Origin of the sequence: Streptomyces spororaveus (assembly GCF_016755875.1) — a bacterium.
GTDB lineage: Bacteria > Actinomycetota > Actinomycetes > Streptomycetales > Streptomycetaceae > Streptomyces > Streptomyces spororaveus.
This window is the reverse complement of the sequence record NZ_BNED01000001.1, coordinates 14,296-27,192: the sequence shown is the minus strand read 5'-3', so window position 1 is coordinate 27,192 and position 12,897 is coordinate 14,296. Positions and strand designations below refer to the sequence as shown.

8 protein-coding genes and 1 pseudogene are annotated in these 12,897 nt (G+C 70.8%); 6 read left to right on the top strand and 3 right to left on the bottom strand.

From position 1 onward, the window contains the following. Positions 1-89: 89 nt before the first annotated feature. Both Sspor_RS00115 and Sspor_RS41245 read left to right on the top strand, forming a co-directional pair. Positions 90-2,963: a toll/interleukin-1 receptor domain-containing protein gene (locus Sspor_RS00115; RefSeq protein WP_202197105.1), complete on the top strand. Its 2,874-nt coding sequence runs from the start codon at positions 90-92 to the stop codon at positions 2,961-2,963. 68 nt (positions 2,964-3,031) lie between these two features. Beyond that, positions 3,032-3,208: pseudogene (locus tag Sspor_RS41245) on the top strand (mini-circle protein); the annotation flags it as partial. Between the two features lie 415 nt (positions 3,209-3,623). Here the strand turns inward: Sspor_RS41245 and Sspor_RS00105 are convergent. Together Sspor_RS00105 and Sspor_RS00100 are read right to left on the bottom strand one after the other, a co-directional pair. Further along, positions 3,624-3,920 carry a hypothetical protein gene (locus tag Sspor_RS00105; RefSeq protein ID WP_202197104.1) on the bottom strand — a complete coding sequence of 99 codons (297 nt, stop codon included), beginning with the start codon at positions 3,918-3,920 and terminating at the stop codon, positions 3,624-3,626. Positions 3,921-4,626: 706 nt separating this feature from the next. Then, the gene (locus Sspor_RS00100; RefSeq protein WP_202197103.1) at positions 4,627-4,809 is read right to left on the bottom strand and encodes a hypothetical protein; all 183 of its coding nucleotides are present in this window, start codon (positions 4,807-4,809) and stop codon (positions 4,627-4,629) included. Between the two features lie 221 nt (positions 4,810-5,030). Between Sspor_RS00100 and Sspor_RS00095 the strand changes: the two genes are divergently transcribed. Continuing rightward, positions 5,031-8,252 carry a hypothetical protein gene (locus Sspor_RS00095; protein ID WP_202197102.1) on the top strand — a complete coding sequence of 1,074 codons (3,222 nt, stop codon included), beginning with the start codon at positions 5,031-5,033 and terminating at the stop codon, positions 8,250-8,252. A 189-nt stretch (positions 8,253-8,441) separates the two neighbouring features. Here the strand turns inward: Sspor_RS00095 and Sspor_RS00090 are convergent, their stop codons facing one another. Continuing rightward, positions 8,442-8,666, bottom strand: coding sequence for a hypothetical protein (locus tag Sspor_RS00090; protein ID WP_202197101.1), 225 nt, complete (start codon positions 8,664-8,666; stop codon positions 8,442-8,444). A gap of 186 nt (positions 8,667-8,852) precedes the next feature. On the opposite strand from Sspor_RS00090, the gene lexA reads away from it, so the two are divergent. The 3 genes from lexA (at position 8,853) to ligA (ending at position 12,709) form a co-directional block, all read left to right on the top strand. Next, complete coding sequence (gene lexA, locus Sspor_RS00085; RefSeq protein WP_202197100.1) at positions 8,853-9,542, top strand: transcriptional repressor LexA; 690 nt, start codon at positions 8,853-8,855, stop codon at positions 9,540-9,542. A gap of 130 nt (positions 9,543-9,672) precedes the next feature. After that, entirely contained in the window at positions 9,673-10,185 is a 513-nt protein-coding gene (locus Sspor_RS00080; RefSeq protein WP_237403551.1) for a hypothetical protein, read from the top strand. A gap of 475 nt (positions 10,186-10,660) precedes the next feature. Next, a complete protein-coding gene (ligA, locus tag Sspor_RS00075; RefSeq protein WP_202197098.1) occupies positions 10,661-12,709 on the top strand; it encodes an NAD-dependent DNA ligase LigA in 2,049 nt (682 codons plus the stop codon). The last annotated feature ends 188 nt before the right edge of the window (positions 12,710-12,897 follow it).

Here is a 12,897-nt window from a genome sequence, read left to right as displayed (position 1 = left end):
GCGAACCTCCCCCGGTCGTCAACCACGCCTGCCACCCTATGAGTTACCCAAGATTGCACAAGGGGAGCCAGGCAAACGGGGGGTCAGCCATGCCCGAACGCACGTACAGACGCGACGCCTTCATCTCGTACAGCCACCAGCAGGACGTCCCGCTCGCCCAGGCCCTCCAGCGGGGTCTGCAGAGGCTCGGCCGGCCCTGGACCCGGCGCCCGACGGTGAGCGTGTTCCGCGACACGACCAGCCTCGCGGCGAGCAGCGATCTCGGCGGCGCGATCCTCAAGGAACTCGGCCGGTCCGAGTACTTCATCTACGTCGCCTCTCCGGCTGCCGCACGCTCGCGCTGGGTCGGCGAGGAGATCACATTCTGGATCCGGAACCGCCCGATGGACCGCTTCCTCATCGCGGTCAGCGACGGCACGATCGCCTGGGACCGCCGCGCCAACGACTTCGACTGGAGCCGGACGACCTGCCTCCCCGACTCCATGCGGCGCGCGTTCGCGCGGGAGCCGCTCTGGGTGGACCTCACGGGGGTCCGCCTCGCCGCCCGGTACTCCTTACGCGACGCACCCTTCCGCGACGCCGTCGCCACGCTCCTCGCCCCGCTGCGCGGCCTGACCAAGGACGCGGTCGAGAGCGAGGACCTCCGCCAGCGCCGCACCGCGGTCCGGATGCTCAGGGGGGCCGTCGCCGCCCTGTCCCTGCTGCTGGCCACCTCCCTGGCCGCTGGGGGCCTGGCCTGGCAGCAGCGCAACGAGGCCGTCACACGCGCCCGCATCTCCGCCTCCCAGGCCCTCGCCGCCCGCGCCCTGGAGGAGGCACCCGTCAACCCGGCCAAGGCCGCCTCGTTCGCCCTGTACGCCGACCAGGCCGGACACACGGGCGAGTCCGACCGGGCCCTGGCCCAGGCGGTCGTGGCGAACGAGTACACGGCCCGGCACGTCCAGGGCGGGGCGGAGGGGGTGAACGTTCACCGCGGCCCCAACCACGGGCCCATGACACGGGTGGCGGTGAGCCGGGACGGGGGCGTACTGGCCTACTACTCGGACTACAACGCTGAGGCAGACAAGCTCGATTACCCGCCGACCTCGCAGCGCTACATCCACCTCTACGACCTCCGCGTCGGCAAGCCACTGCCCTCCCTCCCCACCAAGGGCTGGCCGGACCACGGCCTTGCGGATCTCCGGCTCAGCTCGGACGGCGGCACGCTGGTCGTGGAGAACTACGACAACCAGCTCGAAGTGTGGGACGTACGGCAAGCCCGCCTGACCCGGCAGCTGGTCGCGAAAAATGGATACCTGTTCAGCGCCATCGAGGGCGTCACGACAGCCCTGTCCGGGGACGGACACTGGCTGGCCGCCGTCTACCACTCCTCCCGCGAGGGAGAAGGAGAACTCCTCGACGTCTGGGACCTGACGAGCGGGACGCCAGTGGTGAGCGGCGAATCCCTCGGCACCACCGTCGGGGCCGCCATCTCCTTCGACGGCTCGGGCCGACTGTCCCTCATGACCCCGGCAACCGGCCAGATCCGCACCCTCACCCCACAGTCCCGTTCCTGGAGCACGCGCACCCTGCCCGGCTTCCGCGCCAAGGACTACACCACCGTGGTTTCGGCGTCCGGTGACCGTGCCCTGACCACCGGGTCGGACTCGGGCCAGGAGGAGCTGTGGGACCTGACCCAGGGCCGGCGCCTCGCCACCGGTGCTCCTCGCACCGCCTGGACCTCCCTGCTCCTCCCTGACAACTCCGAGCTGATCGTGGGCGCCGACGGGCCGACCCTGTCGCTCTACGACTCCCGCCTGCGCAAGAAGCGCACCCTGGGCTCCTTCAGCCGGGATGTCACCAGCGTCGCCGCGTCGGGCGACGGCACATGGGTTGCGGCGGCTTCGATCGACGGGTCCATCAGCCTCTTCGGCCGGACGAGCCGCAGCGGGCACACAGTGCCCAACGGAGACGGACTGACAGCCGCTGAAATCACCTCCGCCGGCCGGCTCGGCACCCGGCGCATGAAGGACGGCGGCACCGAGATCTGGACGGTTGACGATCCGACGAAAGGCCCCCGGAAGCTCGGGCGGATACCCCTGGAGTTCACGGAAACCGGGTACGACCTAGCCGCCACCGGCGACGGCACCCGCGTGGCACTGACATACCGAGGCGAGCTCTCAGTGTGGGACCCCCGCACGGGGAGCCGTATCTCGGCGTCGCGGTACGGCACCGAGAACTGGGTGGTTCCGTCCGCCCTCTCCTTCCTGGGCGACGACTTCCACGTCGTACTCGCGGCAGAGCACGACGTGTTGGTGATTGACGTCCGGTCCGGGGAAATCACGCAGCGCCTCACCGGCAGCAGCATCGCGATCAGCGTGGACCGCAAATCGCTGGTCACGCTGACCTTTGGCCGCCTGCACGACGAACCCGACAAGATCGCCGTATGGCGCTGGTCGGGAAACGGACGGGTCGAGCAGGTAGGGAACGGAGCGACGGTCGAGAACGAGGGCAGCCTCATGGTCAGCAACGACGGGTCAAAGGTGGCCCTCGTGGACGAGGACCGGCGCGTCTCGATCATCGACGTGGCCACGGGCCGGACGGTCACCACGGCGGGGGCGGAGCAGCCGCTGGCAAACTACGTCGTCTTCAGTGCCGATTCCCTCCATGTGGCCCAGGTCTCCGGTGACGGCGCACAGAGCGCCCTTCAGATCTGGGACGCCTCGACGGGTGACCCGCTGGCCCTCTGGCCACTCGACCTGGCGGAGCCGACCGACCCCACGACCAAGGACGCCCCGCACATCGTTTCGAGCAGCGGCGGCGGTGTCCTCGTCTACGCCCCCGACGGCACCCTCCTCCACCGCGTCATCGAGAGCGCCCCTTGGCGTGAAGCCCTATGCGCCCTGACTCCGGGCTCGTTGCCGGCGAAGGAGTACGACCGCTACCTCAAGGACATCGGCGTCAGCGCCCCCTGCCGCGGCTGAGCCGGGGGCGGCCGGCCCGTCGGGAAATCGTTCGACAGCGGTTGCGGTGATCGGCGAGGCTTCGCGCGATGACCAGAATCGACGACACGCCGCCCGCGTGGGACGAGCGCACGCAGCTCACCACGTTCCTCGACTACACACGTGACACCGTCCGCGCCAAGTGCGAGGGCGTCTCCGCGGAGGACGCCCGCAAGGCGGTCCCGAAGAAGCGGGCGAGCACCGGCAGGCCGCTCATGGAGCTCACCAAGGCCGAGCTGTACAAGAAGGCCACAGCCGCAGGGATCGAAGGGCGCTCCACTATGACCCACGACCAGCTCGCCGAGGCCCTCACTCACAGCGGCAGCAGCCGGTACAGGCCGTAGAGCTTGGCAAGATCCCCGCCCGCACATAGCCAGGTCGCGGTGCCTTGAGCTGGAGTCGGCGGATTGATCTTCAGAACGGACATCCGGCCGATGGGTCACCGCCCCTATCCGCGAAGCTCGTGCTCTTCGTTCCGGATCTCTCCGTACGCGGCGGGCCCGATGCGGGTGTCGAGGGGTAGGTGAGGCAGAGGCTGATCCGTCGCCCGATCGGTGCGGCTCCGGGTGCTGGCCGGGCTCGTGCGTGGCCTGTGCCGCGCACGAACCCGGATATTCCCTGGTTGCCAGGCCGGGCCGGGGGCTACAGGCGGCGCAGGACGCTGGCGAGGGGTCCGAAGTAGCCGGTGAGGTAGACGTCGGCGATGTCGGCCTCCGCCGGGGCCGGCTTCCTGGGCTCCCAGGGGGCGACGGTCCGCTTCTGGCCGGGGTGGCCCTTGGCCTTGCCGACCAGGCGGCCGTTGTCGTCGGTCCAGTAGGTCCGCTCCCACGGCACGGTCTTGCTGTCCGAGGCGGCGATGTAGGTGCCGTCGAACTCCCACCGGAGACACAACGCCCCCGCTTCCAGTAAGCACTGCCGCACGCTCGACCAGCGCGCCACGTCCCACGGTCCTCATTGGGCCAGATTCTCCCAGTCTGGGGCGCCCTGGTTCCTAACGCTCCATCCCTCTTCCACAGCCAGGAATGGGGCTGTCGAGATGCCACGCCAGCCGGGATGGCGGCTGGAGCGGCGTGCGCCGAAGCTCGCTAGTTCAGAGAACTCACGAGACCGAACCCCAGAACCCCCGTCCACACCGGTCTGGCCATCGCCCGCACCACCCTTCACCGCGGTGTCACTCGGCGCCTTCCCACCCTGCGCCTGATCACCCCCACGGGCAACGCCAGCCCGGACCCGCATACACCGGGCCCGGAGCGCCTCCCGGCGTGATGAGGAAGAGCGCTCCAGGGCCCTATCAGGGCCCTTCCACCTCGCCGCGCTCCCGCGTCCAGGAACGCACGGTGTGCTCGCCCTCGGGCCCCTCTTCGATCAGCACTGGTGGAGAGGCAGTATTCCGAACCTGCGCTATTCCCGTCGGAGAGCTGTCGAGGCTCGACGCGTAGGCGATCTCCAGACGGTTCGCTAGTGAGGCCTGAGGGGGCGCCCGGGTGACCAAGGCGCTCACTCGGCGTCGGGCCGGAGGCGAGTCCTGGTGCAACGCCAGGGCATAGGCGACCGCGGTTGTCCGGACCTGTCTGAGCATGCTGCTGCAGGGCGTGCGGAGAGTGGGTAGTGGTGCCGGCCTGGGGCCTCAGATCGTACGGCGCGGTCATGTGTAGGCGGCGACGGCCGTGAAGTAGATGCCCAGGCTGGTGGCTGCGGCGCCCGCGCCGGTGAGCATGGCCTGGGGGACGCTGGCACCGGTTCGGCGCGCGAGCAGGCTGGCAGTGATGGCGATGTTGAGGGCGGTGGACAGGGCGAGCAGCAGGGACAGGATCTGCAGCGGGCTCATCGTGGGAACTTTCTGTGGTGGTGGCGGGCCGTGCGGGATGCGTCTTAGGCTGGCTGTCCAAGGGGGGCGTCCCGCAGGATTCCGGCTGCGGATTGGACACTTCGCTCTGAAGGCGGCTGGTGGGCCGCTAGGGTTCACGCCACGGCCGGGGTGTGTCCACCGGGGTGTCCAGGGGTGGGGTGGACACCCGCGCACAGGCCAGGGGGAGCGCGAAGCGCGTGATGACGGGGCTGGGGTCGCTGGACCCGGAGTACGCGGCGTTAGTCGCCGGGCTGGCCGTGTTCCGTTCGGGCCGTCTGCAGGGCCGGCCGTCGGACCGCGCGTTGGCCGAGGCCGCCGGGGTTAGCGCGACCACGATCGGGCACTGGCTGCGCGGTAACCGGTTCCCCCAGGAGATCGATCCACTGCTGGCGCTGGTGCGGGCTGTGCGGGCCGAGGCAGCAGGCGCCGGGCTGGCTGGGGACTCGACGGCTGCCGCTGTACTGGATGCGGAACGGTGGCGGCGCGCGTACCAAGACGAGGCCCGCCGGCGCGCCGATGCAACGCGTGGCGCAGTCGAGGCGGGGCAGAGCCGGGCGGTGCTGGAGCGGATGCGGCCGGGCCGACTGCTGTCGGAGGTGACCGACCCCTTCGCGTTCGGCCTGGAAGTGCATCGCGCCATCGACACCGGCCCCCGGTCAGGCGGGATGCCACTTCCGGTGCTTCCGGCGTATGTGCCGCGCCAGCACGACCAAGCGCTGGCGGAGGTGGTGGCACAGGCCGCCGCCGGGGAGAACCGGATCGCGGTGTTGGTGGGCGGATCCTCCACAGGCAAGACCCGAGCCTGCTGGGAAGCCCTTCATCTGCTGCGTGAGAGGGATGAGCCCTGGCGGCTGTGGCATCCCATCGATCCCACCCGCTCCGGGGCTGCTTTGGCCGAACTGGCCGACCTTGCCCCGTACACGGTTGTGTGGTTGAACGAGGCCCAGCTCTACCTGGAACCGGACGGAGACGGTGAGAAGGTCGCTGCAGGCCTGCGGGCCTTGCTGCGCAACCCGGGGCGGGGCCCGGCGCTGGTGCTGGCCACCCTCTGGCCGGATCACTGGGACACCTTGACCACCCGCATCCACCCCGACGTGCACGCCCAGGCCCGGGAGTTACTCGACGGGCACAGGATCACCGTGCCGGATGCCTTCACAGGCCGCGACCTGGCCGCGCTTGCCGAAACCGCAGGCAGTGATCCCCGGCTCGGCGAGGCCGCCGAACTCGCCACGGACGGCCAGATCACTCAGTACCTGGCCGGGGTACCGGTCCTCCTGGACCGCTACCACAACGCCCCGCCCGCCACCCGGGCGCTGATCCACGCGGCGATGGACGCCCGTCGCCTCGGCGCCGGGCTCCGCAACTCCCTGGCCTGGCTGGCGAAGGCCGCTCCCGGCTATCTCACCGACACCGAGTGGGACCACACCGGCGACGACTGGCTCAAGCACGCCCTCGACTACGTCACCACCCCCTGCAACGGCATCCCCGGCATCCTCAGCCCCGTCAAGACCGGCACCCCCCGCAACCAGCGCAACCAGCGCACCACTACCGGGCAGGGACCGCTGTACCGGCTGGCCGACTACCTTGACCAGCACGGCCGCCGCCACCGCGCCGAGACGATCCCCCCGATCGACTTCTGGACCGCAGCAGCAGAACACGCCCACCCAGCTGACCTGACCGCGCTCGGCAACGCAGCATGGCGACGCGGCCTGTACCGCGACGCCGCCCAACTCCACAAACACGCCACCACCCACGGCAACCCTCGCGCCGCGGCCGAGCTCGTCATCCGCTTTCACGCCCTGCACCCCACCGACCATCGCCCCGCCCACCACGCCGCCGCATACGTTGCCGACGACCCGTACCTGGCCTGGCTGCTGGACGTCATGCGTGATCCCGGGGCGCAGGAGCAGGCGGCAGCTTGGCTGGTTCGTAACCCCGCCGTGCGCGTCTCCCTCGACTACCCAGACTCCGCGGCCCAGCTGTTGAACGCGATGCGGGAGGCCGGGGCCCAGAAGCAGGCGGTCGCCCTGGCGAAGTGGGCTGCCGCGCGTGTCTCCCTCAACTACCCAGACTCCGCGGTTAAGCTGTTGAACGCGATGCGGGAGGCCGGGGCCCAGGAGCCGGCATTGGCTCTGGCAGAGCGAGCCGCCACGCGCGTCTCCCTCGACTACCCAGACTCCGCGGCCCAGCTGTTGAACGCGATGCGGGAGGCCGGGGCCCAGAAGCAGGCGGTCGCCCTGGCGGAGCGGGCCGCTGCGTGCGTCTCCCTCGACTACCCGCACGCCGTCGCAGAGCTGCTGGAGGCGATGCGAAGGGCCGGGGCGCAGGAGCCGGCCGTCGCCCTCGCGGAGCGAGCCGCCGCGCACGACTTCCCCCGTGACCCACACGCTGTCGCCCTGCTGTTGAACGCGATGCGGGAGGCCGGTGCCCAGGAGTCGGCGGTCGTCCTGGCGGAGCGGGCCGCTGCGTGCGTCTCCCTCGACTACCCGCACGCCGTCGCAGAGCTGCTGGAGGCGATGCGAAGGGCCGGGGCGCAGGAGCCGGCCGTCGCCCTCGCGGAGCGAGCCGCCGCGCACGACTTCCCCCGTGACCCACACGCTGTCGCCCTGCTGCTGAACGCGACGCGGGAGGCCGGGGTGCTGGAGCAGGCGGTCGTCCTGGCGGAGCGGGCCGCCACGGACGTCTCCCTCGACAACGCGTGCGCCGTCGCAGTGCTGCTGGAGGCGATGCGAAGGGCCGGGGTGCTGGAGCAGGCGGTCGTCCTGGCGGAGCGGGCCGCCACGGACGTCTCCCTCGACAACGCGTGCGCCGTCGCAGAGCTGCTGGAGGCGATGCGAAGGGCCGGGGCGCAGGAGCCGGCCGTCGCCCTCGCGGAGCGAGCCGCCACGGACGTCTCCCTCGACAACCCGCGCGCCGTGGCTCAGCTGCTGAAGACAATGTGGACGGCTGGGGGGTGGAAGTCGGCGGTTGCCCTGGCGGAGCGGGCCACCGCGCACGTCTCCCTCGATGAATGGTACGCCGTGGCTCAGCTGCTGGAGGCGATGCGGACGGCTGGGGGGCGGAAGTCGGCGGTCGCCTTGGCGGAGCGGGCCACCGCGCGCGTCTCCCTCTACACCCCAATCGCCGTCGCCGCGCTACTGGACGCAATGCGGGAGGCCTGGATGCTGGAGCAGGCGGTCGCCTTGGCGGAGCGGGCTACCGTGCACGTCTCCCTCGACAACCCGTACACCGCAGCCCGGCTGCTGGAGGCGATGCGGAAGGCCGGGGCGCAGGAGCAGGTGGTGGCCTTCGCCGAACGGCTTCCTGCCACAGGGTGCTTCGATGTGTTCATCGGGGTGGGCAATCATGAGAAGCAATTCAGGTTCGGGCGGGAACCCGATGGGAGTGCCGCTGTCCCCTGGACATGGGATGACCTGGAGTGATCCGGGAACTTGCGACAGAGGAGCATGCGGTGGCGGGCGTCACCGCATGTCAGACGTTGCTTCATCGGCTGTATCCACAGCAGCCCCACGAGGCTGCGCACTCTTCGGGGGCCGCAGCCTGGGATCCCGCTGCAGCCCTTTCGATTCCTCAGTTGTCGGACAAGGTGAGGCGTCCTTGGCTGGCAATGCCTACGTCTCCTGGTGGATTTCCAGCCCGCGCTCCTTCGTCCAGGTCCGCAGCCGCTCCCGATTCCCGCCGGTCTCGGACCAGAGCTCGATGCGCACGTCGGCTCGGCTGCCGTAGCGGCCGATGAACCCCCGGAACTTCCTCTCCGCGGTCGCCTCGCTGTCCCAGGTGCCGGTGACGGCGGGGGAGGACGGCGGACCGAAGCGCAGCCTGACGTGGAACGGCACATGCGGATCATGAGCGGTGCGCTTCCCCGCTGCAAGCCGCGCGAGACCGAGGACGGCCGCCGCCGCCCGGCTCCCTCACCACCCGCGGCGACACCGGCACGCCCTGTTATCGAAAAGATGTTCCGTCTCGGGTGGTATGCGGGTTACTGTCCCTGCACGCAAGATCCCTTCAGGGGGGAGCACCACATGCACGTCATCGAATCCGAAGCCCGCCCCGGGCGTCCGCCCGGTGTCACCCGCCCGGGCCCGGACGGACTCACCGCCCGCCAGGCGGCCATCGTCGCCTTCATCGAGCAGACCGTCGCCCGCAAGGGCTACCCGCCCTCGATGCGGGAGATCGGCGAAGGCGTCCGCCTGCGCAGCACCTCCTCCGTCGCACACCAGCTGATGGCCCTGGAGCGCAAAGGCTTCCTCTACCGGGACCCGCACCGTCCCCGTGCCTACCGCGTCCGCAGTGACCAGCACGCCGACATCCCAGACGCCCCGGCCGGCATGACGCCGGAGGCTGTCCAGGTCCCGCTCGTCGGCCGCATCGCGGCCGGGACGCCGATCCTCGCCGAGGAGTTCGTCGAAGACGTCCTGCCGATGCCGCGGCACCTGGTCGGCGAAGGCCAGCTGTTCGCGTTGACGGTGGTCGGCGACAGCATGATCGAGGCCGCCATCTGCGACGGCGACATCGTCACCGTGAGGAAGGCCGACAGCGCGGACCACGGCGACATCGTCGCCGCCATGCTGGACGGCGAAGCCACCGTCAAGCGCCTGCGCCGCGAGAACGGCCGGGTCTGGCTCATGCCGCACAACGCGGCCCATCAGCCGATCCCCGGCGACGACGCCGTTATCCTCGGCAAGGTAGTCGCCGTCCTGCGCGCGCTCTAAAACCAGAGCGCCCCGCCGCCGATGGGACGTCCCCCTCGGCACGGCGTCCCCCTGCACGATCCCGGCACGAAGCCGGCACGGACCAGCCCAACGACGGGACCCCGACTTGACCCTGATGCCCGGAGCACGCGTGCCGGGACGGACCTGGACGGTCCGCCTCACCGGCCACCCCGACCACACCGTGTCCGTCACCTGCAGCACCGCCGAGTGCAAGATGCCGCCCCGCTCGAAGGACGCCGCGAGCATGCGCCGCTTTGCCGCAGAGCACGTCAAAGCCCACGGACGCCTCGCCAGCGCCCGCCCTAACGCCGCCTGCAGCTGCGGCAGCGCTCAGTGCACCCTCCACGAAACCGCCGTCCACTGCGCCGGTACCAGCCTGCTGGTGCTCGTCCACAACCCGGCCGTCGGCCAGGTCTGGACCCTGGCAGAGGTCTGCCAGGCCTGCGCCCGGCACATTCCACACATCACCATCCTGGCCACGGGCAAGCCAGCTCGCCCCACCTCCACGGCCCCTTCCGTGGAGCAGCCGGCGCAGCGCGCCGCGGTGCCGGGCGGCTTCTCATCACCTGAGGCCGCACCTGATCCCGTACCGGGACAGCGTCGCCCGCACCGCCCCAACCGTCCTCGGCGGTCTCGGAGCTGAGTCCGGCGAGACGTACCCCTGCTCTCCTCGGCAGGCGGTCAGCCACTTCGCGGCCGCCCGGCCTGCCGCTCCTCGGTGAATGCTTTGAGCCAGCCCCGCTGGAGTTCCTCCTCCGCGATCGAGCACAGCCTGATCGACATAGGGAGCGACAGCGGCGAGGACAGGCGCTGGAGTTCGGCGGGGTCGAGTGCCTCGACTTCCCACTACACCGGCCGCCCGACGCCGAGCTGCGGACTGTCACCGATATTCCCCTCCAGGCGACAACCGCCCCACCGCCGCTGAACCCCCACTCCCGGTACCGTAGGGCGGCAGGCGGTAGCGCGGGGCCCGCACCGTGGACGGAGGGCCGTACCAGCAGGCCGCCGCCGGCCTGGTGGCCGAAGTGGCGGGCGGGACGACGCGGCACGCAGTGGCCACGGTCGTCCGTGTCTGCTGAACCGACGCACTGGCGGCGTTGTCAGTGCGGGGCAGGATGATGACCTTCATGACCGAAAACAGTGCCCTGAATTCTCCTGCCGCCTATGTGGAGGCCGTGGCTGCTGCCGTGGCGGCGTCGGCCGCGTACTACGGCGACGGGACCACCCCGCTCGGTGACGACGAGTACGACGGGCTGCTGCGCGCCATCGCGGCCTACGAGGATGCGCACCCGGACGAGGTGCTTGCCGAGTCGCCGACCGGGAAGGTGGCGGGCGGGGCGGTGCAGGGGGATGTGCCGCACTCGGTGCCGATGCTCTCCCTCGACAACGTCTTCGACGCCGACGAGCTCGCCGAGTGGGCCGCGGGGCTGGAACGGCGGCTCGGGCGCCCTGTGGCCGGGTGGTGTGTGGAGCCGAAGCTCGACGGGCTCGCGGTGGCCGCCCGGTACCGGGGTGGCCGGCTCGTTCAGGTCCTCACCCGCGGCGACGGCCTGGCCGGCGAGGACATCACCCACGCCGCCGACGCCGTCCAAGGTCTGCCGCCGGTACTCGCCCAGCCGATCGACGTCGAGCTGCGCGGCGAGGTGCTGCTGACGACCGCGCAGTTCGAGGAAGCCAACCGGATCCGGCTCGCCCACGAGGCCACACCGTTCGCGCACCCTCGCAGCGGAGCGGCCGGCACCCTACGGGCCAAGGACCGCCCCTACCGGATCGAGTTGACCTTCTTCGCCTACGGCGCGATCGGCCTGGACGACCTCGGCCACGTCGCCCTGCTGGAGAACCTGGCCGCGCTCGGCGCGAACACGGCCGCCAGCACGGCCGCCGCCCCGACGCGATGCGAGACTGTGCAGCAGGTGCAGGAACGTATCGACATGATCGCGGGCCTGCGAGCAGACCTGCCGTTCGGGATCGACGGCGTCGTCGTCAAGGCCGACACGGCCGAGGACCAGCGCCAGGCCGGCAACGGCTCGCGCGCCCCGAGGTGGGCGGTGGCCCGGAAACTGGCGGCCGAACACAAGGTGACGCGTCTGCTGGCGGTGGAGTGGAACGTCGGCCGGACCGGGATCATCGCCCCGCGCGCCGTCCTGGAGCCCGTGATCATCGACGGGGTGACGGTCACCTACGCCACGCTCCACAACCCCTCCGACATCACCCGCCGCGGGCTCATGATCGGCGACCAGGTGTTCGTGTACCGGGCCGGCGACGTGATCCCCCGCGTCGAGGCACCGCTGGCCGACCAGCGCACCGGCGCCGAAATCCCGATCGCCTTCCCCGAGGAATGCCCCCGCTGCGGCGACGCGATCGACACCTCAGAGCAGCGGTGGCGGTGCGTACGCGGCCGGAGCTGCCAGACCGTGGCCTCGGTGATCTACGCGGCCGGCCGGGACCAGCTCGACATCGAAGGCCTCGGCGGCACACGCGCGATCCAGCTGGTGGAGGCCGGCCTGGTCAAGGACATCGCCGACCTGTTCACACTGACCCGCGAGCAGCTCCTCGGTCTGGAGCGGATGGGTGAGACCAGCGCCGCCAACCTCCTGGCCGCGATCGAAACCGCCCGCGGGGCTGCCTTGAGCCGCGTGTTCTGCGCCCTCGGGGTCCGCGGCACCGGGCGCACGATGTCCCGCCGGATCGCCGCGCACTTCGGCTCGATGGCCGCGATCCGGGCAGCCGACGCGGACATGCTGGCCGGGGTCGACGGCATCGGCACCGAAAAGGCCCGCGTCATTGCGGCCGAGCTCGTCGAACTCGTTCCGCTCCTCGACAGGCTCCAGGCTCAGCAGGTCGGCACGCAGGTCACCGAGCCGCAGAAGCCCGCGACCGACGGGAACGACGCCGAGGACCTGGCGGGCGGCCCGCTGGCTGGACAGGCCGTCGTGGTGACCGGGGCCATGACCGGCGCCCTTGCGGTGTTGTCCCGGAACGAGATGAACGAGCTGATCGAGCGGGCCGGCGGCAAGGCATCGTCGTCGGTGTCCAAGCGCACCACCCTCGTGGTGGCGGGCGAGAAGGCAGGCTCCAAGCGCACCAAGGCCGAAGAACTGGGCATCCGCATCCTCGACCCCGAGGAATTCGCCGTCCTCGTCGCCGACCTCCTCCCCACTACCTAGCCATCGCCGCACGGCGCGACCCCGTCCGCAGCTGCTCAGCGGTGACGCACGTGCCGTACTCGGCCGCCTCCACGCAGTCCCCGTACTGGTGAAGAGGCGGTATTCCAGCGTTGTGCTACGCGTCCCCTTGGTCTGGGCGGGGCAAAGGATCGCATCGCATTCGGGGTGACGCCCGGACCGATGCTGGA